This is a genomic window from Streptomyces sp. AcH 505 (genome assembly GCF_000818175.1).
GTDB lineage: Bacteria > Actinomycetota > Actinomycetes > Streptomycetales > Streptomycetaceae > Streptomyces.
In genome coordinates this window covers 1-22,341 of the sequence record NZ_JTIY01000013.1, presented here as the reverse complement: position 1 = coordinate 22,341, position 22,341 = coordinate 1, and the positions used below count along the sequence as shown (strand labels likewise).

Here is a 22,341-nt window from a genome sequence, read left to right as displayed (position 1 = left end):
GCGCCGTGCCCGCCAACGGTCGGCAATGCAGAGGTCAGGGCTTTTCGCGCGTGACGTTCTCGTCCAAACGGGCTCGCTCGGCGCGAAGCCGACGAGGGCGGAGACTCGTTGGAGTACCTCCGTAAAGCCAACGCCGTCGAGATGCGCGACAAGCGAAAGCACATCGCCCTTGGCGTCAGAGAGCGCGTCGAACCAGCCCTTGCCGTCGTGAATGACAATGATGACATCGTTGCCACGCCGATATTTGACGGCCTTGCGGGTGCTCTCCTTCAGATCGATCGCGAATCCAGCCGTCTCCAGCACGGCGGCGCAGCGAACGCGACTCTTCAGCTCGTCGATGTCCTTCTTTTCCATTTCCGTATTCCGGCGCTGCGGCGCCAGTCCTTTCTCGCTTGAGGTTTCTTCTCCCGCACGTTGCGGGACACACACGCGGCCGCCGCGAAGAGCGAAGGGGGCAAGGGCGCGGATGGCAATTGGTGAAACAACGGGGCGCGCAGCGCCATCGTCGCCAGACGCGGCGCAGCCTCCCTTGCCGCCGCCCGCTCGCGAGCGGCAAAGGAGGTGAACCCGGCTCAGTGAGCCGGGCCGACCAAGTGGGGGTCGTACTCGTAAACGACCAGGACATCGGCGTCGTTGAGTTCGTCGCTGGGCATGACGCCGTATTCGCCGTCGACCTCGAAGAGCGTGACCGGCACCATCAGGGTGCGGGCGAGTTCGAATGCGTTGGACTGGGCGAGGGCAAGATCGTGCGACATGGGAGGGCTCCATCGTTGAGCGAGGCCGATCCCCGCTCGATGGCGTCCGTTGGTCTCCTCAACTGGCCGCGATCATCGCGAAGCCGAAGGCGCAGCGGCGGCATGCTCGCATAGCCGACCCTTTATGGGTTGAACGTGGAAGGCCGGGCGGAGGAGCAGGAAAGCCATCCAGGGAGAGCGGAGATCGGACTTGCGTCGAGATGGTCAGACCCACCCGCACGCTCTTTTTCCCGACCGTAGGCTCTTCGCACTGCCCGCGCGCATACGTGATCCCCGGGCAGAGATCGGGTCGACCGGAGGACATGCGCATTCAGCCCAAGCGATGTCGGCGCCACTATTGGTCAATCGTCACGCACGTCCGCGCCGCGCCGTGTCTCGTCGTCGACGATGGCCTGGACCACGGCAAGGTCCATCTCCGCCCGCGGCGAGAGCCTTGCGACTTCGGCGGCGACTTTGGCCCAATGGAGAAACTCGCCGGCCTGACCTGACGTCTTGGCGCGCGCGGCCAGACGCTGCGCCTCGTAATACGAGCCAGCCTCGTCCCGTGCCACGAGGGCGCGGGCATCAGCCTGCCATCTGCGCCGAACCGCGCGGCGGCTCTCCCACCATCGTCGCAATAGTCCTGACATCACTCACTGACTTTTTCCCGATGCCGATCTTGCACAGCCGTCGTCAGGGATGGAAGCCCGAAGGGAGAAGACCCGCAGATGCGGGGCTTCTGCTGCGCCGACAGCCCGGTCCCGCTAAGGAGGCGCACCATTCCCTCTCGCATGATCATACTATGCGGCACGTAATCAGAAATCCCCCGTCTTCACCTTGATCTCGCCGATATGGCCATATAGGTCGACCAGATTGCGTGGCTTGTGCAGCCGGCGCGGATCGGGCGCGAGCGAATCATGATGAAAGTTGTCGCCGCGTCCATGCGGAAGCGGAAACCCCGTGTCGCGCGCGCCAATCCGTGCCAGCATCAAGGACGTCACCGGCCTCAATGCCTCGGCCGGGACCTCGTATTGCAAATTCCTGGTGAAGATGGCGAGCGACCTGAACAAGCCGAATGGCCAAGCCGTCATCACCCCGCGGATGGGCCCGGGTTTTGTCGAGCGCCTCGCGGTGAAGAATCCCATGGCGTGGGTCCCGGGACCGCCGCGAAGATGGAGCGGCTTGGCATGCTCACTGGCGCTGATTTAAGAGCGAAGGCGGTGACGTTCCTGTAGCTGCATTTCGGCAAAGCCGGCTCCTGGTACTACCGGATCGCGCGTGGAATCGACGATCGCGGCGTCCAGCCGGATCGGCCGCGCAAATCCGTCGGCGCCGAGGACACGTTCGCCGTCGACATCTTCGACCTCGAGGCGGCGCGGGCCGAGATCACACCACTAGTCGAAAAGGTCTGGCGCCATTGCGAAGCGAAGAACCTGTACGGGCGAACCGTGATACTGAAAGTCAAGCTCGCCGATTTTCAGCAGATTACGCGCAGCCGGACCGTCAGCCTGGCGATCGGAGCAGCGTCCGAGCTGGAAGCTATCGCTCGCAGTCTTCTCGACCCGCTCTTCCCACCCGCGAAGGGGATACGCCTAATTGGGGTAACTCTGTCGTCTTTCGACGACGGCGATCGACGGGAAGAGCCAGACCAGCTCAGCTTGAGACTCTAGGCTGGCATGGGCGGCTGCAGCATCGGTGAGCTCGCGCCCGATACCAGCGCCAACCCATCGGAGTGTTGCCGAAGTCGCATACCGCGAAACCTCGCGCATCGAGCGATTTGGGAGTTGAGAACCGCCAAACTAATGATCGGTATCAAGTAACGAAAGCCGTGGACAATCGCGTTCTGACGATCGGTGAGATTAAGCCAGCACCCGATTTCTTCGCCCGCAGCCGTCAAATTCCACCCGCGCGCCCGTGGCTCGGCATTTTTAAGACCGCGTCTCAGCGCCGAAATCCACAGCTTCGTACGTGATGCATCTCTATATCATCGGCCAGGAGTAAATTTTCCCGCAAGACTAAGTTGTCCTGTTAATTGTTCTATTGTAGCCTTATTTGCGAAGACGAACCTAAATGTCGCGGGGGCTCGGCATGCGGACGTTGGCATCCACCTTTTTAGGCGGGGCACTTCTGGCGGCAATGCTGTCCGGTAATGCTGCTTCGCAAGGCGTTTCCTCATCGCGCTGCGCTGCGCCGATACCTACAGGTTTCGACTGGCCAGCCGACCCGGTGAAGCTGTGGCAAATGAGCGGTGGGATTGCATCGCCCAATCTGAACATTCCTGGAAAGATCGATCTAGCCCAACAGCGTGCGCATGGTTGGATGCTATTTGCTGGGGTGACGCAGCCATCGAGTTCAGCAGCCAACGGACAACCGGTATTCCACACTTGGTACACCGTTGAAGAGGCGTTCGACGCCACTCCTGGAAAAATCGACTGCAGTAAGCGCTACCCGATTCAGCTCACACTGCCGACGCAGTTGATAATGGTTGCGCCTAACCCAGCGCGCGAACTTGCCGAAAAGAACGGCTTGAATGTAGCGCCGCGTTTCGATCCAAACCCTGGGCAATTCACAGCAACAGACGCGTCCATCTCGACGTTGGCCTCGCATCAAGGAATCGTCGCGTTCTCGCACGTCGCTTTCAATCAAGAAATGTATGACTGGCTGCGAGACAATCAATTCTATAGTAAGACTGCGCTGAATCAGCTGCTTGATGCAAACGTCGCTCGTAAGTTGATCACCCCCGTTCCAGCAGCAGGTATTTCCCTCAAATTCTCATGGTGGCCCGCGGCGCCAGATCGCCTTACCGCGGTTCCTGTCTGGGACAATGATCCACGTTTTCCCGGGGACGCCAAGAACCCCCCGACAAGCTGGAAACGGGTCGTGATGGTGGACCCCGTGGGAAGCCTGCCCGTACCCGCCTCGGTGGAGCTTGGCGGCTTCGAGCATATCAACTTAACATCCGTGCCACTTTCAAAATTCTACAACGTGCAGGTAACTAAGGAGGAGGCAGATCTCGCGAACACCGACTTTCGCATCAAGTCGGCGGCGACGGCCGTGCTAGGCCGGCCGCTTCAAGCGGGCGACTATATCTTGATGACAGCGCTGCATATCGCGACTCGGGAGTTCCCACCTTGGGTGTTCACCACTTTCTGGTGGAGCGACAATGCAGCCGCTAATCCGCTCGGCAAAGACATGCCACCCACGGGGATCAAAGGCGCATTTCGCAACTACATTATGGACTTCTCCTATAACATCAATGATCCGAAAACCGCAGATGGTAAGGCACCGGTCGCCTACAATCCGTGGCTCGAGCTATTCCAGTTCGGCGGTACACGTTCGCAGTGCATGGCGTGTCATGCGCGCGCGGCCTACGGTCCGAAAGTGCAAGCAGCGTTTAACCCCCAAAGCATGTCGACAGCCGATCCAAATGGATTCGATGCCAGCCCTCAAAACTCATCGGATCCGAATTTTGCCAAGGGCACGCTCGATCTCGATCGCGTGTGGACGATATTTACGAGGGCAGAGTGAGGGATCGTGAGATGCAAGCTAACCGGCCGGCCAGCTTCGCGTCGCATATCGTCGTCATGTTTAGGGATGGTCAGCGGCGGTGCATGTCACCGTATCTTGATCTCAGCAGTTACGAGGAGGTTAAGGCGAACTCCGAAACCATCTACGGGCGCGTGAAAGACCACAGCATGCCGGCAGACGTCAGTGGCCCATGGCCCGACGAATGGATTGCGTTGTTTCGGCGATGGATTGACGAGGGTTGCTTACCTTAGTTGCCCGCCGGGACTGCTGCATTGCCAATCATGGGCAAGGCCCTATAAGTCAGCCGAAATTCAACTCACCGGTTATGAGGAAAACGCTGCGAGGCCTCTGCAAACCGCTTCCATGACGGCCATAGTGCTGATGAAATACCAGAGCGGAAGGGGCACTCTATGGTTTCAAACGAGATCGCGCAGAAATGGATCGATGAGGCGGAAGCCGACGATCGGCTGAAACCGATCCTCATCGAGGTCGAGACATCGTACAAGCTCGGCATCGCGTTGGCCGCAGGGGTCAAATGGGAGAGCTCGGTCAAGGGTAAAGACGCGGTCATCCGCATGGCGGACACGAACCGCCCGTTCGCTGCGTTCGCACACGAACTTTTGCACTTGCGGCTTTCCGCGAGGGGATACCGACATATTCTCGGCAATGGAACCCACGACCCACAACAACGGCTGCTGGTCCACGACCTTCTCATCGCGCTCGACAACGAACTCCAGCATCATCGAATGTTCGCTGATTTCGTGGGGGCAGGATTTGACGGCTCGGAGTTCTATACCGATAGCGACGATGCCTCGTGGCCGGAGGTCGAAGCACAGATCAACGCGCTCACCGAAACCAGTCCTGCTTCCACGGCACTCTTCAGATATCTCACACTGATCGCACCGGGCGGAGGCTGGCCTGACAGAACTCGCGAAACGCTGCTGGATCTGTTGCGAAGAAAAGTCTCGTCGGAAGTTTGGGGCAAACTCGTTGCCATCAAGGCGACGATCGAGGCTTGGCGCAAACAGAAGGATTTGGATCCGATCAACACCATCACCGCGATCTTCGAGACCTTAGGGGATCTGGATGGCACATGGATTGGCGAACATATGTCCGACTATCCTAAGGGTGCGTTCATTCCTCGCTCCTTGACCCAGGAGCAGTTTGAGAATTGACCAAATTCCAATTTGGTCGGAGAATCATCGGCACCGTTAGGCTGAAGCTTCCCTAATATAAAGGCTCGTTGGGCCGTGGGTGTCAGGGGCTTCAATCACGTTTCTCGCTCCGCTTCGCGAGATGCACAGGACGCTGCGATCGTCACGGTCGCGCTCACTCGCCTGCCAACCCCCGTCGATGAAAGCTGTCTGTCGTTCGGAATCCAGCTCCGCCCAGAACCCGTCCGTCGCGAGCAGCAGCGGCCGATCATCCAATTCGACCGCTCCGACGTCGGGCACGACGAAGCGCCTCGAACGAAAGCTTCGCGTGAGGACATGACGGGTTTCGTCTTTCGCCAAAATATCGATCGCGACCGGCGCCAACGCATTTGCGAGAGTATGTGGCCGCAGCAACCAATGCACCTGAGCATCCGAGTCGTGGCGGCCGACCAGACAATCGCCCGCGTGCAGCACCAGCGCCGTTTTTTCCGGACCGGCATGGACGAGGACGTAGCTCGCCGAGGCTCCTCCGAAATCTCGGGAGAGGTCTTCCTGCATAACGCGTAGCCGTTCGAGCAGAACTAGCTCGGTGACCTCGGCGGTGTCCGTCGCGAACCAATCCACCAACCCGCGCGCGATCTCGCGCGCAAACGGACCGCTCGCCAGACCCGTTGTCGATCCATCGAGCATGATCGCGAGGATTGACTCATCCCGAATGCCGACGCCGGCGCAGTCACGGTTGTCGTGTGTTCGCGTCCCCTGCTGGCAGCGCCATTGGATCTTGAAGGACATTCTAAGGCCCGGCCAGACGGCTTATCGCAAGCAGGCGATCATGGACGATGTCAGCGCGGCCGACGGGCCCGCGGATGTTGCCGGCAAGAAAATGATCGTAGTTTGGGTCCGCGAGCAGTGCCGCGATCTGCGTCGCGATATAGATCTGAATCTCATCTTCGGCCGCCGCCACCTCTTCAACCAGCTCCTCTCGCCCGTCGACGAGCAAGAGAATATCCTCGGCGTCGCGGCTTCCGATAAGATCGCCCTCACCGCGTCCGCGGTACGCCTCGAGCTTCGTCGCCACGAACAAGGGCGGCGTGAGATGCCGGATATCGAGTTCTTCGTCGAGCGGCGCAAAAACCGCTGTCTCGATGCCCTTCGCGTACCAGCGATTGCTGAAGCCGAGGATTTCGTCGTCGTCGGGCATGAAATCAACCTTGAGTTCGCCGAGCCTCATGCGGCAGATCACATTGTCCTCCGGCGCCTCCGCGAAGCCCCGCTGACGCAAACGATCAATCAGCTCCGCCCATTCCGCGAAGCCGGCAAGATCGACGATGAGGTCGACATCGTCGGTTGCCCGGACGCCCTCCAGGGTCACGGCGTCGGTAATATAGAGCGCGGTCGTGCAGCCGCCGACAAAGACCAGGCGCGCGCGAAGCTCGTCGCCCAGGGCGACGGCGACGGTCTTCAGCATTTCCTTCAATTGGCCTTGGACGGTCATCCCAACCTCTGCTTGAGCAGGTCGGCGGCCAGCTGCGCTTCACGCTGGTTTCCGAGCCTGACGGCATCGACGAGCGCTAGATAGGCATAGAGGCGTTCGTCCTTCTCGGCCGCGAATGGCGCGGTCTTGAACAGCGGCTCAACCGACTGGCCCATGTCCTTTCCATGGGCAAACGGCCACACGCTGATGAGGCTGCCGGCGCTGTGCAGAGAATCCCTGAGAACCGGAGCCGCGAACGCCGTCGGCAGACCGCGCTGCATGGCGCCCGGCTTTGCCGGGAAGACGAATTTCAGGCCATGGAGAATAAATTCGAGCAGCTGGCGCCGGTTCGGCTTGGGTCGCCCGCTCGTTCTGTCCTTGATGGCGATGCCCGATGCGATGCTGCGTTTGATCGAGGCGCTGACTTCAGTCTTGCTGATTCCGAGCGCCGCTTCAAGGCCGCGAACAGAATAGGGATCCTCCCCTTGCACGCCCCCCTGGGGTGCAAGGGGAGGATCCCTATCCTTCTCGTCGTCTTCTAAGCTCGCCAGCTTGAGAAGTACGACCACATCCTGGCTTTTCATGGCTCCAGCGCCTCTGTCCTCTGTCCTCGGACTGAGGACATATAAACACGCGTCGCATCGTCGTGTCAACAAAAGGGCGAATGGACCCGAAATGCCCCGCTTTGTGAGCGCTTTAGAGAGAAAGCACCTGTCCGTGGTCCGAGGACAGCGGACGCGCCCTCTCGACCATTGCGGTGGGACCCTTCAGCGCATCGTCTTGCAAGCCTAGCTGCCTGAGGGCTGGACCAGTCGGTGCCGACGACAAGGACAAGCGCTGCCTGAGCCCCTGACCACAACCATCAAGCAAACCGAGATGCCAGAACGCAGAAACGACAGCGTAAAGAAAAGCGACGAAAGCGAAGTGCCGGCTGACGAAATAGCCGCTGCGCGTTCACTCAATCCGTTCCGGAGCAGCGGCGCTCGACCATCGCTCGATTCCGCCCGCAACGAGCATCGGCCGCTTAATGTTCAGGCGCCGCTTGAATGCCTCCACGGCAAGGTCAATGAAGTCGGAGATGTCAGCGCCTGGGGAACGGATCACATCGTCGACCATGGAGGGTTGACCACCAACAATCCTGACTTCCTTCTCATCGCGCGTTGCCGAGACGATCGGAATCTCGATAAGAGCGGAGTATTGGAGGCCCGCAAGCTCGACCGATATTGGCGTCAAAATCGCGTCCTGCTCATCGACTATCTTGTCCTCCGACCATCGTGGGAAAAACAAATTGACGCCGGGGGTCGAGCCCAGGGCAAGCAACTCAGCATGCTTTTCCACCCAATCGTAGAATGTAGCCAACTGCATGGAACCTTGTGTGCGACGGCCGGACCGGTTGATCGCCGAACAGATTCTCCGCAGCACCGATGTGACTGGAATCCAGTGCTTAAAGGGTCCCTCCTCGTCAGCCGTCGGGAGCACCAGCCGAGTGTCCTTGAAATGAATGGTCAGCTTCTTTTGCGGCCGTGCCAGAATGGCGCCGACCTCGATAATTGAAACGGCCTCTTCCAGCTCGACATCGCGGTCGCCAGCATAGTCGAATGTGATCCCCGCCCATTCTTTCTCGAAGTCGAGCAGGACCTCGATGAACCGGTTCGCGAACCGGATCTTGGAATGCTTCCGATCTCTCGCGAAAGGCGGAACGACGAACACGTCGACGACAAGTGCAATCCAATCGCCGCTGCCTGACTCAAGTTCGATCGAGGTAGAGAGGAGCGCCGGCGCGTCCATTTCGAGGATGGCATCGCGGAGGTAGAGCTGGTCATTGCTCAACGGGATTCCGAATCGGCGACGCTCGATGGTCAGATGATTGATCTCGATCTCTCGCCTGCCGCCGAGAAAGAGCTCGCCGATCTTGTGGCGGGCATCAGCCCCCGGCACGAAGAATCGTCCGACGACGGGCTCGTCGTCGAACCCACAAGTGTCCCGGAATTGGACTTTCCTCGCCGCGTAGTCACCCGGCGAGCCGCCGATCAAATTGTGCAGGGCATTCGCTAATCCTTCGCCGTCGCGCCCGATCGCTGTCGCACGAGCAGTCGGTATCGGCACCTTGATGGTGTGAATATCTCGGTTGCCAAGAGCCTCCTGCTCGCGGACCCGGCGCAAGGTGTCCGCGATGACACCTTCGTCGATGGGCACGAGCAGGCGGCGCACGGAACGCCTTCCTCCCTTGGAATAGACCAGGATCGTGATCGCGGCTGGCAGGTCGGAGTCCACCAGATGCTTCAGAGCAGAGAGTTTGATCCTAGGGATCGCCGTCGCATGCTCGGTTGCTTTGACTTGAATGAGGAACTTCGGAAGATCGTTCTGCTGATCGAGAGGAGTGTCCCCCGAGCGTTGCGGATCGGCCTCGAGCAAGAAGTCCCAGCCGAGACGATCTGGATCAGATCGCTGAACGTGGAATCCCTCCGGCTCGCACCAGCTTGCGAATTCGTTCTGCCCTCTGGTGCCGGACTCCCGCTTCATTAACGTGCTTTCAAACCAATGCGAGTGGCGCTGACTTGCGAAATGGGCGGAATGCCGGCGGAGCTACCGTTCGAGACTGACCCGCAGCCGTCGGGCGCGTGCCTTGAAAGCCGCTTCGCCGCCTTCGAGAATGTCGCAGACGAGTTTTCGCATGTCCGCATCCTCCAGGCCTCCGGATTGATATGTGATCGGCGGCAACTCGCCAGGACTATGCGGCCCTGCTGTTGCAACGATGATTTGATCGGCGTCCGTGTTGATGACCAGATTGGCGTTGTGCGTGACCATGATGACCTGTCGCTTGGCTTTGGCGGCAACAAACAGGCTGACGAGCTCATCAAATATTGATTTTGGATCGAGGTTTTCTTCCGGCTGGTCGATGATCAGTGGGCTGTGGTCGCTCTCATCGAGCGCAAGGTAGAGGAGAAGCAGCACGATCCCTCGTGAGCCAGGCGACAGCTTGGTGATGTCGGTTCCCTCGTAGTCGATGCTGTAGGAGATCTGAATGTGGTCGGTGCTAAACAGCCATTTGGCGAAACGCATCAGCCAGCTCCGATATGCAGCCTGATCGTTCGCCGCCACATTGGCCACGGCAAGAAGCTCATCCTGCCAAGCATCGGTGAACTGCTGAATCGCCTGGTCGACCGAGTTGAGATCACCCGTCTCCCAAGCATGGCAGAGGTTGGCGTTGGCCCATTGTTCAAGAGACCCCTTTCCCTTGAAATCGCCCGCTCGTCGCAGATCAAAGAGCTTCTCGCCGAGCGAGGCCCATTGCTTGACGTCTGCATGGCGGCGAGCCGAGAAGGAGAGCTTGCGAAGAGTGCCTTGGGCTGCCTGAAGGCGGTCGACCAACGGCTGATACAGGTCGCGCAGCACCTGCTCCTCGGCAATGATTGACTCGAATACGCGAAGATAGGTTTCACGCCGGCGTTTACTCAGTTGCGCCATGCGCGCCGCTGCACCTTCGCAGTCGGCGAGCGTCACGCGCGTTGCCTCGATCTGGGTGTTCTCCTCGGCGATGCGCTTGACCAAGCCAGCAAATCTCTTGGCGGTTTCGGTGTCGATATTGATCAGGGCCTGGAGCCGCGCTGCCTCCGCGTCGAGCACCGCCAACGCCGTCTTCTCCGGATCAGCATTCTCCGCAAGATGGGAGCGATTGGGATCGGCCAGAGGTGCCGGCGCCGTCCCACGCCAGTTCGATGCGTTCTTTCGTGCGGTCGCGAGCTTTGCAGAGAGCGCAGCGTCGACATCACCGTGATACTCGAGCAGGAATGCCTGCCAGTCAGCATCCTCGAGGCGCGCGGCTACGAAGCTCGACTTGGTCTGGCGCAGCGCCTCCGGCGCCTTGTTCTGGCGAAAGGCCCTCACCTCGTCCTGTAGGGAGAGAAGTGAGCTTTCCTGATTGGCGAAGTACCGGACGTAAGAGCGGACCTTTTCCGCGGCATTGGCGATGACGCTCAGCCGATCGGCCCGCGCTTCCGTGCCCTTCACGATAAGCTTGTCCCGGTCTGCTTCCAGGCCCTTGACGGTTTGCTCCTTCTGAGCAAGCTGCTGCTTGAGTCCCGCAGTCTGCCGCCGTTTTTCCCGCTCCTGCCCGATGTTGTCAGACAGTGTGCCAATAGCCTCCTCCTCGCGCTGACGCGCGAGCCGATGGCGCGCCGCGCGCAGTTCCAGCAGCTGATCGAATTGAAATGTCCCATCCTTGTCCGGGTGAGCCTCGAAGATCACCCGCTCGATCTCGCGCAATAACGCGTCGGTCATCCCGTCCGCCGAGCAGAGCTCTTCCACGAATTTCTGTGAGAGGTATCGTGCGCGGGGAAACCGCCCGTCGAAGTCGGCATCGTACTGGTAGTCGAGCAGCTCGCGCTCGGAAGGTTCGCCGGTGCCCCAGTCCAGCCGGACGCTGGCTCCGTCGAGAAGCTCTCCTGCCCGCACCAAGAAAGAGGCGGAGCTGAGATGCTCCGAAGCCGCATCACATCCGGCCGCGATGGCGTCGGCAAGCGCCGTCTTTCCCGAACCTCGCGCACCGATGATGGCGACAAGGCCGGGATTGAGCTCGACGCTTGGCGTTGTTGCCCACGACGTGTCTTGGATCGTCACGAGGGAGATGACCTGAGACGGCGTGGCACGGATCGGAGGCGCAGCACCGACAAACGCGCGCCCAGCGGGATCGATCACCGCCTGACGCAGTGAGTCGAAGTGGGCGCCGCCCTTGACCCAGGAATAACGATCGCCGTCGGGAACTCCAACCTTTGCGGTCTCATGGGCGTCGCTGCCGTGCAGGCACGGCTTGAGCGCGCCGTAGCGAGCACGGATCTCCTGCGGCGGCGCACTGACTTTGCGTCCCAACCAAAAATCGCGCTGGCTGGCGCCGCTGGCGAAAATGACGTGCGCAAACCGTTCGACCTCCTGACGCTGCGCGCCGTCGGATTCGCCGCGCATCCCCGAGGTCCCGTCGTGCTCACTCCCGGCGACAGCGACGAGAATGTTGGCCTTGGCCCAATCGATCGCCCGGTAGAGCTCGGCCAGCTGTTCGAAGCTGACCTTGAATTGCGTGGCGCCCCGCGCCAGTGCCGCGCGGCCAGAGAGACTGGTGTCGATTTTCGAGCCGAGCCGGATCAGCTCATCAGGAGTGCACGCGAACCGGTCGCCGGAATATTCAAAAGTGAGTTGCGCCAGGAAACGCTGCGTCGCTCCGACATGGTCAGTATCCTGCGGATTGACCAGGAGATGGCAATTCACCCAGTTTCCCTTGACGGTCCCGAAGGCAAGGCGGAGCTCGACGTTCGGAAAGATGAGGTCGACGCCCCCAAGCCGGCTATCGCGATGCTTCGCGTCGCGGACACGCTCATAGGTGTCGAGCAGATAGTAGTCGGTGACGCCCAGCGCGCGAATGGCAGGCGAGGCTGCCTCGATCTTGGCGAGGTATTGTTCGAAGCTGTCCGTGCCTTTGAACTGATCGTTGAGCACTGTCCCGGGAGCATGAATATGTGGCTCCCATCGAAGCCAGCGCGAGCCTGAATTCCCCAATGTTGCCCCCCAATCAATTGTCTTTTTTCAAACCGGAAATCTCAGCGCTATCGCAGACCGAGGGCTCGCAGCCAGGCATCCACCTGCCCGAAGGCGTCCTGCTGCCATTGCTCGGGCGTTCGTCCGTCGAGGATCGCTGTTTCGGCCACGAACTTGCGGACGCACGTGGCGCCATAGCCGTCCGGTGAATCGAATTTGTCAGAGATGAACTTGTAACCTTGAACGCCGCTTGCGTGCTCGAGCACCGGCTTGCAGCCGTCTGCCAAGGCTTCGATTCCGTCCGGATAGTTGCGAATACAGTAATAGATGTCGTAGGCGTCTTTCTGCTTGTGTCGGCCGTTGAGGGCATGTCCCTTCATCGCCAGCAACGCGGGAATCGAGCAGACCGCCACTTCAACACGATTGGTACCGCCATCCGGCATGTCGCCGGAGATGGCGACGAGCTGATAGAAGCGGAGCGCGAGATCCGCCCCGTCGGCGCGCTGAACCGCAAAATCACTTAGGATCGGCGGATTGTTCTTCACGATCTCGGCATGCCGCGGCATGAGGAAATCGACGACGATGTCGATGGGAGCACCTTCGTCATCAGCGGGTACTTGGCGGACGAGTTGGAAGCGCCGAAGTTCTTCGCGCTGCTTATAGCCCTGACCCATAAGCGCCTCGACAAGGGTGACATACTCACCATCGCCCAAAGCTTCCGCATCGAGGCCGAGATCGACATCGAGCGTGCCGACATGCGGCATATCCTCGTTATCGAGAAGGAGCCAGGGAACCGCGCCGCCGATCACGGCGAACTTGCCCTTGAAGCTGCCGAGGATCTGACCGATCTCGACCAGCACGCCCTTCACGGCCTTTGTGGTGCGGTCCTCGTAATCAGACGCGGATTGCGGATCAGGCGGCACTATTTTCGCCACGTGAGAAGCTCCTGTCGCAGGTGGTCGGCCGCTTCGGCACCGCGCTCTCCGGCGACGGCAAGGTCGAGATAGGTCTGGACCGGGCTGCTACAAACGATGCCGGCCGCAGGCGTGACGGCATCTTGGAAAACACCGTGATCCTTCGGCACTGTCACAGTGACGTTTGCTCCCGATCGAACGGGAGACAGCTTCAGCTGAGTCTGCAGAACAGTGAGCCCGGCGGCATCCGCGTAGAAATACTGGATTGAAACTCTCCCGTAGGGAGCGAGCCAATGTGCCGCCGAGAATGACGCAAGGATGGCGTTCGCAGTATCTGGCCCGGAATGCAGGACATGGCGCGCGGCGGCTTCCAGGGATTGACCGTGGAGCGTCGTGTAGAATTCGAACCGCTCATCCGCCGGCTGCTCATATGCCTCACGCCAAGCGTCAAGGAGTCCATCCGGTTGCGAAAGCCGCAAACCTTCATCGGTAAGCTCGGCCCACTCGCGATCCACCAATTCTCTTCGCACATTGCTGATGTGGCCGAGACTGACATCAGATGCTTGCGCGAGCTCGGCGACCCGCCATGCGCGAGTGGGGTCGCGCAAGAGCACTCGCAGCACCTGCGCGGATTTCGGCTTGAAGATGGATTTTAGGCTGCGTTGAACGGCGGCCGGCTTCGTATCGACTTGGCGCTCGATGAAAACCGTGTCGAAGGCGATCCTCGCATTGCCAACGAAATCGATGAAGCCGACATCGAAGTCGCGACAAAGCGCCTGCGCTTGTGGAGAAAGATATGGGGTGATGAATACGGGCGTCGCAGGCGGCTCGAAACTCTTAGCCGCCTGTTGAAGCTGAAGGAGGGCCGCACGTACATGTCGCGGCTGACCGATCTTTTTGACTTCGCAGACCAGAAGCCGTCTGCGCCCATCCAGGTTCAGCGCAGCGACAAGATCAAAGTCGGACCCAGAAGGAGCTGACTCCATCTTGTCGAGATGAATGACCGGTACGCTCTGCAACAACGCTCGGAGGGCGTTCCCCGCGCGGCATTCAAGGTCGTTCACGGTTTCGGAGGTTTTCAGCATTTGCTGAAAATGCCCAATTAGCTGAAATCTGTCAAGGTGTTTCACTGGCGTGCCATTTTCAGCAATTGCTGAACATGCCGCTTACAGTGATTGCCCACCGGACCGCGTGGCTGCGATTGGAACTTCGGGGCCGTCCCCCCTCCCCGCCAGTTCCTAAGCACAGAACTAATGACATGTGGCGAAGGAGAAGTGCTCGCGAAATCGCCGGCTGAAAGCAGGAACTGCCTGACTTGTGGCATCACCAGGTATCGCCGATCTCAGCCCCCAACAGGCGGCCGTGCTCGGCCTTCCATTCTTCGAAGTCGCAAGGAATGTGGCGCTTATTTTACGCTGATGCGCGCGTGTCGTCGACCCACCGACCGAGCTATGCTCGAAGGTCTCGACAAGTTGAGGCAGCTACTTCACTTAATTAGTGGTAGTAGGGAGGGAATGGCCAAAAAGGGACGGAGAGCGCAACGACGTAGGAAACAACGGCGCCGGGCTGTGACACCGCTCGACCGCATGCATATCGCTTTGGGTGATTTCCTGACCGAGATGGGTCGACTCGAATTCTCGATGCTACTCCTCGGGGAAATGATTTCCGAAGAGCCTATGGAGGCTCTGTTCGAGGATTACGCTGAGCGGCCGTTCGGAAAAAAGATTCCGTGGTTCGAGGGGCGCTGCAATGCCTCGAAAGCTTTGAAACCCTACAAAAGCGAGCTAACGAAGCTTTACGCAGACATGCGCGCTCTCAAGACAAAGCGAAATTACCTTGTCCATGGTGAAACGTATGAGGCGTCTTTTAGAGGACACACGCGCGCACCGTATCGAGTCGGCGTCACGCCTGACAATGTCGAATACCTGGATGATTTCGACCACCAAAAGCACGGTGAAAATGTTTTCGATATTGAACAGGTAAAGGCAACGACGGCTGATTGTTCCCGACTGAAAGAGCAGGTCATCAGGATACGCTTAGAGCTGATTGGTAGCGCTGAACCTTATGAGGAAGCACCTGACGACGGCGATTGGCCGGTAGCGGCCAAAGCCAGTTAGACAATCACGTCGATGTTCGGCGCGTTCTCGACCTCTTGGCGTCAGAGCCCATACGCCCCTGACAGGACTTTTTAGCTAAGCTTTTCGGGTATAAGCTGGAGGGATGGGTACGGCCTTCGGTAATGGGAAAGGCTGTTGCAAGAATTTTCCATTCTTGAACTGACCCTGATGATTCACGTAGTTGATGAGCGCTCGGGTGTACTCAAAAAACCGCTCTTGTTTAAGCACCAATGCCTCGTCGATGTAGAAGAATGTTAGCGCGGTGAGGTCGCGAACCTCGTCGGCCTCCTTGGCCAGTTCCTCAAGTGAGATGTAGCAAAGCGCTGTCCCTTGGTCGGGATCATGCCAGAAGGCGTGTGCGTACCGATTTCTGATTTTCAAGCACTGCCGCATCGCTGCGATAACGGCATCGAATTCAGAAGCCATATTGACTGCGGTGTAGGGCACACGTCCCAGCCCATCGGCAATATCAATCCTGTTCGTCTCACCCCTAACCCTGAACATCGTCTTTAGAGTGCTATTGAGGTCGTAACCCCGCAAGACCTGCACGCAATTCATAAGATCTAGCTCAAGGTCGCCGTAATCGACTAGCAACCGCCCGATAACTGTCATTTCCTTCGGGAAGCGGGAGTGGATGGGGAACATCACCGGCTCACTGGCTTGTGGCGGCTGCGCATCATTGCCTGGTCGACTTTTCCCTGTCTCATAGCCCGGTATTCATCTTGGGTGAAGATCACCGTGGCTATCGCTGCTTCGATGTTGCTCTGATACCAGCCGAACTCGTGCATATGGCGCCAGTGAGCGTCGTACTCGGATTCTCCTTCGTTTTTGACCTGCGGAGGAGGCTTGAGGTCGAGAAATGCTGTCAGCGCCATGCGATATAGAAGGGCACTGTAGAGGTGAAGTGGTCGTTTGCCTGGCGCAACGATCAACCGCATAGGGTCAATAGGATTGCCATGTAAAAAATCATTCCGCGCATGGTTCATCGCGCCATAGAGCCAGACAGGTAGCGGTCGCTTGGGTTGGCCGGGCTTGTATTTGTGGGGCTCATAGATCGCATCGGTATTATCGGACAGATTCCACTTTGTGCTTTCTAAGAGCTTGTACACCTCCTCACAGGTCCCGTTAGGGGTCAGAATTTCGAAGGCACTGACCCATAGTGCGATCGATCTCCCGAGGTCGTAAATTGTCACCTCGACGTTGCCGGGCAACATCGCCGCTGACAGCGCCATATTAAGCGAGCGGAATAAGGAAGTATCTTTCCTGGATGGACTGGCTGAACCGAACCGCGCCAACCACCGCTCAAGGAGCGCTGGGAGAAGTGCTTTATCGACCATGTTGGCCGGGAGGGCCATATGGGGGATACCGGGACTTGTCTGGCCCTTTAACGCCCGGACTTCATGCCAGCCGGCCTGAGCCATACTCTGCATAACAAGTCCTTCGTATTTGGAATCGACCAACCAAGGGTAAAACGAAAACCAATTGGCGTATCTAATATTGTGATTGTTCTCAAACCTCAGAACGTGCGCCCAAGCGTAGGGAATCGTCGACATCGCCACCGCATCTCGAAATCCTGCAAGAGCTTCTGCCGGGCGGTATCGCTCGAACTTTTCTGCCTTCACCAGAATGATACTCGGGCTGACCGGCTGACCGAATTCCGAGGTGAAGCGGTTCAGGTACATCTCGAACTGCTTATGGCGCTTCGCCAGCTCCAGCGAGCGAGGATCGTGCGCGGGCACGATGGCGACACCATCAACCTCAATGGGCTCCTCGATCAGGATGTTCGGCAACGCAAACATCTGAATCCATTCGTCGGGCGGGGACATCGTATGACCATGAGTTAAATGCCTCGCAGATATCACACCTTTCCGGAGTGCATAACAATCGTGGGAATGTTGAAACATAGCAGGGCCCTCAGTATTTTTAGCAGAGAGAACCAGAACTTTATTGTTTCGTTTTTTTATGGCTGCGCGACGATCTTATGAACGGGCGACGCCCTACAAGGGCGAAGGAACCTCGGCTTTCGTGTGGCTATCGCCCCCTCATTGGCCAATTGGTCGAGTTGAGCGCTCGTTGCTGCGATCTTGACTTTGAGGTCATGTGATTACGCGTGTGAATCGCGATTACCTGCTGTTCAGCCTCACGAAGCCGCGACAGACTAAGAAAATGTCCAGCCGTCCATTGATCAATGTATTCGCGAAGCCTCCAAGGTGCGCCGTCGGTGGCGAGCGCCAGAACCATCGCCCAGTCCTTTTCCCTGAACCGAAGCAGTTGCTCCAACACGATGCCCGTGACCTTCATGACTCGGAGATCGGCCGAGCCGCTCCCACTCCAGGTTCGCCCGAGAAATGCGAACACGACAGAGAGATGCGACATAAGTTCGGCATTTCGCGTTCCGATGAACATTGTGAGGGCACGGACATCGCGAAGATCATCGCTGCCGTCCGCTTGCCATGCATGCCAAAGTGTCTCGGGGTCGATCGACACGTGGCTATGCCGTCGCCGCCCGAGTTTGACCGTGATCTCGGCGTGACGCGCCTGATCAATGAGGCCTGACTCGCGGGCGAATGCGATGACCGGTTGAAGCCATACACTTTTGAGCTGATCGCCGACTGCTGCCGCCGCGATCTGACGGTAATAGAGATCTTCCGAAACGAGGACATAGCCCTCGCTGCCGACGTATGCGGGATCGAGCACGTCAGAGCCGAACGTCTCCGTGAGCATCGCTGCAAGTTCTGATGGTTCATCGGGAGCCGCGCCCGGTACGATCTCACAGGATTTCTCGATCTTCTCGATCTGCTCGGCAATGAAGCGATCGCGTGCCGCGATGTCTTCTCGGGAAAATTCCTGGCGAATGTATTGCCCGTTATGCCAGGCGATCGTCATCGACCGCCCGCCGCTGCCAAGATCATCCTTGTCGCGCAAGCTTCGCAGCTCGTCGATGCTCGATCGCGGTACCACCAGCTTACCAAAGACCGCGAGAACGACATCGAACGCGTCCATCGTCGCAATCGTCCATGCGGCGTAAGTGTCCAACACGGCACCGGCTGCACGGTGATGGCCGAGAAGCTCGCGGGCGGCGTCACGCTCTGGCGCGTTACCGACGCAGGTCTCAAGGTCATGATCAAGAGAGCGCACATAATCGGAAAAGCCGACGGTATCGCGTCCGAGGCGCGACGCGACCATCGCCATCGGCAAATGTTGAAGCAGATAGAGGTCGGCGAGCTTGCGGTTGCCTTCGGAAACCTTCTTAATTTCATCGAGGGCCGGCTGGACGTTGCCCTCTTCCATTTTCAGCGTGTAGAAGCCTTTTGCATTTGGAAAGCGCGTTTGGAAACTCGCCATCACATCGTGCAGGGCGTGAAGATATTTGTGCTTGATCTCCGCCACCCGCCACGTCGTATCGCTGCCGAACGTCGCCTTGATGGTGAACTTGTCGCCGACCTTCAGCCCCATCGCCGCAGCGGCGAGCGGATGGCTGGCGCTGACCAGACCATCAGCCGGCCGATCAGGTCCGTCTGTAATGAGGAAGCTCTGCGCTTCGCCGTGCGAACCCTCAAGCCGAAACCAGGCATCCATGCCCACGGCTCGCGAGCGCGGCATCTTCCGACCGTTCGGGTCGAGCATCATCAGTCCGAAGTAACGCAGCGCCGCATCGGGATCGTTCCTGGCGGCTTGAAGGACCTCATAGGCAAAAGCGAACGCGATCTTCGGCAGATTGGCGGCGAGAAATTCCTGCGCGAGATACATCTTCTGACCCGGCGTCCCCCGGACGGTCGCGAGATCGAGGCTTTGCAGGATGGGCTTGATCTCACCGCGACGATCGTTGCGCCGCAAGGTCGAGAACAAGGCGAGATAGTTGGTGAGATCAGGGCTAACCTCCACTGCCTTTCGCAAGCAGGCCTCGGCTTGCTTTAGCGCGCCGCGGTTGAAATGCAGCAGACCTTCGGCATGGAGATAAAACGACAGCGCCCGGATCGGCCCAGGCAGGTGTTCGAAGAAACGGATCGCGCGCCGGCGGATGGGACTATCGTTGACGAAGGCGCGCGCTAGGACACGGAGCCCTTCGTTATCGTGATCGTCGGCGACATGGCCATCAAGCAGATCCGCGACGACGCTCGCCTCACCGCGTCGAGATGCGTGCATCGCGACCATCATGCGCGGAGCAATATGGCTGTCAGCGTCGATGCATTTCAGAGCCGCTCGATAGGCTGCATCGGACAGACTTTCGAAGCCCTCCATGCGGGCGAAATCAGCAACGACAATGCTGGCGCGCGGATCGTCGACGACGTCGCCGGCGATGGCCGCAATCTGCTTCTCGGCGTCAGCGGGGTGCGCCAGCTTGATCTCGGCAAGCCGTCCCGCGGTCACGACGAGAGAGCGCTCAACTGGAGGGATATGGTCGGCCTGTTCCCGGTAAATCCGAGCGACCTCCTTCCAGTCGCCGCGCGCAGAATAGAAGCGGAAGGCAAGAACCGTGGCGTCAGGGCCCGGGGGAAGACGGTGAAGCAGTTCTTCGGCTAATTTTTCATCGTTGCCGTCGACAGCGGCGACAGCCGCGCGATTGGCGATTTCGATATCGGTCGGCGCGACGGCGAGACCTTGGCGCGCGACCTCGATCGCCAATGGCAGATCGTCAAGCGCGTGATAGGCCACAATGATGTTGCTACAGAGCGCCGCGTCCTCCGGCCTAATGATGCCCTCGCCTGCCCGCGCTGCTTCCCACTGGCTGCGCAGCAACTCGGCCGCCGCGACAATTCGCTCGCGTTGCTGTGGCGTGAGTCTGTGGGTGCGCTGGAATACGGGGTCTCGCAGAGCCTCGTCGAGATCGGCCTCCGCCGCGAACTGCTGGGCGTGGCGATCGCCGGGATGGGCCGCGAGCGCGGCGTGCGCCGCCTGCCACCATTGCGGGATCAGTCCACGATGCCGCAGGACGTCGACACGGCCGACAGCGACGGCGGCCGACGCCTTCAGCTCGACCGGAATGATGTCGAGCGGGTCCGCGATCGCTGAATCGAAACGGGCGGCCTGTACGACGTAGCCCGCGAGCCCCTCGTTACTCGGGTCCGCATCAAGGGCTTGCCGGCCCCATGAAAGAAGCTCCGGCCACTTTCCCTGAAGTAGAAGAGAAAAGGCTTTGTTCGCGATCGCCTTCGGCTCGCTCGGCGCATGCTCATACGCCTCCGCGAGCATCGTCGCGGCACGCTCCTGCTCGCCGAGGGCAAGCAGGCAGGAACCAATATTGGCTTTAACGCGAAAGAGAATGCGGCCGGAGGCGCTCGATCCAATGCGTGCGAGCAGGCCTTGCAACAGCGGCAGCGCCGTACGTGGCTTTCCTGCGTTTGCCATCTCGCGAAACGCGTCGATGTCGGCGTCGAGGTGGGCTTCGAGCCCATCACCGGCGGAGGTCGTGTCCCCCGGCGGAAGGCTGAGCGTCGCCGTTATCTGCGTCAGCGTTGCTTGGACCTGCGCCAATCCAGACAGCGTTTCTGTCTGACCGAGCAGCAACTCCTGTGTATTTTCGAGGATGCGCTCCGTAAATGGCCCGAAACTCGGGTCGAATGCTTTCCGAGCGGCGTCATCTTGGCTGATCTTTTCTTCCAGCGTATTCCAGCCCCAGATGTAAACGAGCATCTGATGGCCGTTGGCGCGAAGCTCGGCCGTAACCACGCGCGCCAGCTCATGCATGTCGCCATCGTCGGGAGCTGTGGTGACGATGAAATATTCGCTTAGCGCCGGCTTGAATTTGAGAGCTTTCTCGACTTCGCCACGAACCTCCTTTTCCGAAAGCTCCTTTCCATCACCCTTCAACTTGCACTGGATGCCGACGTACTGTTTTGGATCACGATCGCGCATCCCATAGAGATCGACCCCGTCCTGGCCTTGCCCGCGCCTTGCATTTTTCTGGACGTTTGGGTCCTTGAGCAGTCCAGCCCAAAGAGGAACGCATGCGCGCTCAAAGGCCTGTTCGTCGGCTGGTTTCGGGATTTGAGTTGCGGCTAATAACGACATGATGATCTTCACACCATATCGTCGTCATCAGCCGCGGTCGTCTCGGCAAAGGGCAACATCTCTCCCGCCAACAACTTTTCCTTGCTGAGCAGGCCGGCATCCTCGAGCATCTCCATGTCCGGCAGGTCCCGCAGCGTGTTGAAGCCGAAGTGCGACAAGAAGCCGTTGGTCGTCACATAGGTGTAGGGCGCACCTGGTTGCGGGCTGCGCGGTCCGGCCCCGATGAAGCCGAGACCGCGCAGGTGGCCGATCAGATCGCGGCTGACCTTCTTACCGAAGAACTGACCGAGCTCGCTGCGGGTGATCGGCTGGTAATAGGCGATGCAGGCCAGGATCAGGTTTTCGGCCTCCGAGAGGGACTTGTCGGCGCCGCCTCCGATCGCCGTCCGGATCGTGTCGCCAAAACTCTTCCGGGTGCGGTGCTGCCAGCCGCCGGCGACGGAAACGAGCTCGTAGGGCCGGCCGCGCAGCTCCTCGCGGATGTCCTCGATGACGAGATCGAGATTGCAGTCGCGGCCGACGACGCGCGCCAGCACCTCGCGCGTCACCGGCGCGGGCGAGGCGAAGATCACCGCCTCGACCCGCCCCATCCATTCGCGCCAGCGCAGCTCCGCCGGCAGGTCCGCCAGTTCGAGATCGAGATACGCCTTTGCTCGCGCCCGCCGCCCCATGTCAGAGCCCGTACAATCGGAAGGTCGGCCGGCCGGTCAGTTCGCGCACGGCGCCGAGCGAAACCAGCCGCTCGAACAGCCGCCGCATGCTGCGGTCGCTCGCGGTCTTGCCGGCGCCGGCGGGCTGGGCGTCCTCCATCATCAGGATCGCCACCATGGTGTCGGCGTCCTTGCCGCGCAGCTTCGGCGCCGCCGCCAACAGACGATC

The 22,341-nt window shown here is 59.6% G+C and carries 19 protein-coding genes; 3 read left to right on the top strand and 16 right to left on the bottom strand.

Annotation, left to right across the window (positions count from 1 at the left end):
• The 4 genes from HY68_RS38265 to HY68_RS44500 form a co-directional block, all read right to left on the bottom strand.
• Positions 1 to 354 (bottom strand): hypothetical protein (locus tag HY68_RS38265; protein ID WP_042002212.1); only part of this gene is annotated, 354 nt, incomplete at its 3' end.
• Positions 355 to 572: 218 nt separating this feature from the next.
• On the bottom strand, positions 573 to 755 hold the full coding sequence (locus tag HY68_RS38260; protein ID WP_042002208.1) for a hypothetical protein: 183 nt from the start codon (positions 753 to 755) through the stop codon (positions 573 to 575).
• Positions 756 to 1,096: 341 nt separating this feature from the next.
• Positions 1,097 to 1,306: a hypothetical protein gene (locus HY68_RS38255; protein WP_198533561.1), complete on the bottom strand. Its 210-nt coding sequence runs from the start codon at positions 1,304 to 1,306 to the stop codon at positions 1,097 to 1,099.
• A 243-nt stretch (positions 1,307 to 1,549) separates the two neighbouring features.
• A complete protein-coding gene (locus HY68_RS44500) occupies positions 1,550 to 1,879 on the bottom strand; it encodes a hypothetical protein (RefSeq protein WP_042002204.1) in 330 nt (109 codons plus the stop codon).
• A 952-nt stretch (positions 1,880 to 2,831) separates the two neighbouring features.
• Between HY68_RS44500 and HY68_RS43260 the strand changes: the two genes are divergently transcribed.
• Positions 2,832 to 4,262 carry a hypothetical protein gene (locus HY68_RS43260; protein WP_157874596.1) on the top strand — a complete coding sequence of 477 codons (1,431 nt, stop codon included), beginning with the start codon at positions 2,832 to 2,834 and terminating at the stop codon, positions 4,260 to 4,262.
• A 410-nt stretch (positions 4,263 to 4,672) separates the two neighbouring features.
• Positions 4,673 to 5,437 carry a hypothetical protein gene (locus HY68_RS38245; RefSeq protein WP_042002201.1) on the top strand — a complete coding sequence of 255 codons (765 nt, stop codon included), beginning with the start codon at positions 4,673 to 4,675 and terminating at the stop codon, positions 5,435 to 5,437.
• A gap of 36 nt (positions 5,438 to 5,473) precedes the next feature.
• On the opposite strand, the gene HY68_RS38240 is transcribed toward HY68_RS38245, so the two are convergent.
• The 7 genes from HY68_RS38240 to HY68_RS41585 form a co-directional block, all read right to left on the bottom strand.
• Entirely contained in the window at positions 5,474 to 6,208 is a 735-nt protein-coding gene (locus HY68_RS38240) for a hypothetical protein (RefSeq protein WP_042002198.1), read from the bottom strand.
• A 1-nt stretch (position 6,209) separates the two neighbouring features.
• Positions 6,210 to 6,884, bottom strand: a complete 675-nt coding sequence (locus tag HY68_RS38235) for a hypothetical protein (RefSeq protein ID WP_198533560.1) — start codon at positions 6,882 to 6,884, stop codon at positions 6,210 to 6,212.
• A 23-nt stretch (positions 6,885 to 6,907) separates the two neighbouring features.
• Positions 6,908 to 7,474: a hypothetical protein gene (locus HY68_RS38230; protein ID WP_042002192.1), complete on the bottom strand. Its 567-nt coding sequence runs from the start codon at positions 7,472 to 7,474 to the stop codon at positions 6,908 to 6,910.
• Positions 7,475 to 7,844: 370 nt separating this feature from the next.
• Positions 7,845 to 9,413: a hypothetical protein gene (locus tag HY68_RS38225; protein ID WP_157874595.1), complete on the bottom strand. Its 1,569-nt coding sequence runs from the start codon at positions 9,411 to 9,413 to the stop codon at positions 7,845 to 7,847.
• A 63-nt stretch (positions 9,414 to 9,476) separates the two neighbouring features.
• On the bottom strand, positions 9,477 to 12,440 hold the full coding sequence (locus HY68_RS38220; protein ID WP_042002186.1) for a TrlF family AAA-like ATPase: 2,964 nt from the start codon (positions 12,438 to 12,440) through the stop codon (positions 9,477 to 9,479).
• Between the two features lie 47 nt (positions 12,441 to 12,487).
• Positions 12,488 to 13,354 carry a nucleotidyl transferase AbiEii/AbiGii toxin family protein gene (locus HY68_RS38215; protein WP_078864218.1) on the bottom strand — a complete coding sequence of 289 codons (867 nt, stop codon included), beginning with the start codon at positions 13,352 to 13,354 and terminating at the stop codon, positions 12,488 to 12,490.
• Positions 13,342 to 14,418: a type IV toxin-antitoxin system AbiEi family antitoxin gene (locus tag HY68_RS41585; protein ID WP_078864217.1), complete on the bottom strand. Its 1,077-nt coding sequence runs from the start codon at positions 14,416 to 14,418 to the stop codon at positions 13,342 to 13,344. The genes HY68_RS38215 and HY68_RS41585 overlap by 13 nt, the downstream gene beginning before the upstream one ends.
• A gap of 483 nt (positions 14,419 to 14,901) precedes the next feature.
• Here HY68_RS41585 and HY68_RS43255 point away from each other — a divergent pair, with 483 nt between their 5' ends.
• On the top strand, positions 14,902 to 15,450 hold the full coding sequence (locus HY68_RS43255; protein WP_157874594.1) for a hypothetical protein: 549 nt from the start codon (positions 14,902 to 14,904) through the stop codon (positions 15,448 to 15,450).
• Positions 15,451 to 15,525: 75 nt separating this feature from the next.
• Here the strand turns inward: HY68_RS43255 and HY68_RS38205 are convergent, their stop codons facing one another.
• The 5 genes from HY68_RS38205 to HY68_RS38190 form a co-directional block, all read right to left on the bottom strand.
• On the bottom strand, positions 15,526 to 16,095 hold the full coding sequence (locus HY68_RS38205) for a hypothetical protein (protein ID WP_042002177.1): 570 nt from the start codon (positions 16,093 to 16,095) through the stop codon (positions 15,526 to 15,528).
• Positions 16,095 to 17,276, bottom strand: coding sequence for a hypothetical protein (locus tag HY68_RS43250; protein ID WP_157874593.1), 1,182 nt, complete (start codon positions 17,274 to 17,276; stop codon positions 16,095 to 16,097). Before HY68_RS43250 ends, HY68_RS38205 begins: the two co-directional genes overlap by 1 nt.
• A 205-nt stretch (positions 17,277 to 17,481) precedes the next feature.
• Positions 17,482 to 21,474 (bottom strand): hypothetical protein, encoded by a 3,993-nt coding sequence (locus tag HY68_RS38200; RefSeq protein WP_157874592.1) that lies wholly within the window; start codon positions 21,472 to 21,474, stop codon positions 17,482 to 17,484.
• Positions 21,471 to 22,133, bottom strand: a complete 663-nt coding sequence (locus HY68_RS38195; RefSeq protein WP_042002170.1) for an SMC-Scp complex subunit ScpB — start codon at positions 22,131 to 22,133, stop codon at positions 21,471 to 21,473. Before HY68_RS38195 ends, HY68_RS38200 begins: the two co-directional genes overlap by 4 nt.
• Position 22,134: 1 nt before the next feature.
• The coding region (locus HY68_RS38190; protein ID WP_042002167.1) for a DUF1403 family protein at positions 22,135 to 22,341 on the bottom strand (207 nt) is incomplete at its 5' end.

Coding starts and splice junctions, on each gene's coding strand:
- HY68_RS38205 (WP_042002177.1), bottom strand. CDS start 16,095: ATGTTCCCCATCCACTCCCGCTTCCCGAAGGAAATGACAGTTATCGGG.
- HY68_RS38195 (WP_042002170.1), bottom strand. CDS start 22,133: ATGGGGCGGCGGGCGCGAGCAAAGGCGTATCTCGATCTCGAACTGGCG.
- HY68_RS38225 (WP_157874595.1), bottom strand. CDS start 9,413: ATGAAGCGGGAGTCCGGCACCAGAGGGCAGAACGAATTCGCAAGCTGG.
- HY68_RS38230 (WP_042002192.1), bottom strand. CDS start 7,474: ATGAAAAGCCAGGATGTGGTCGTACTTCTCAAGCTGGCGAGCTTAGAA.
- HY68_RS38260 (WP_042002208.1), bottom strand. CDS start 755: ATGTCGCACGATCTTGCCCTCGCCCAGTCCAACGCATTCGAACTCGCC.
- HY68_RS44500 (WP_042002204.1), bottom strand. CDS start 1,879: ATGGGATTCTTCACCGCGAGGCGCTCGACAAAACCCGGGCCCATCCGC.
- HY68_RS41585 (WP_078864217.1), bottom strand. CDS start 14,418: ATGCTGAAAACCTCCGAAACCGTGAACGACCTTGAATGCCGCGCGGGG.
- HY68_RS38245 (WP_042002201.1), top strand. CDS start 4,673: ATGGTTTCAAACGAGATCGCGCAGAAATGGATCGATGAGGCGGAAGCC.
- HY68_RS43250 (WP_157874593.1), bottom strand. CDS start 17,276: ATGTCCCCGCCCGACGAATGGATTCAGATGTTTGCGTTGCCGAACATC.
- HY68_RS38235 (WP_198533560.1), bottom strand. CDS start 6,884: ATGCTGAAGACCGTCGCCGTCGCCCTGGGCGACGAGCTTCGCGCGCGC.
- HY68_RS38240 (WP_042002198.1), bottom strand. CDS start 6,208: ATGTCCTTCAAGATCCAATGGCGCTGCCAGCAGGGGACGCGAACACAC.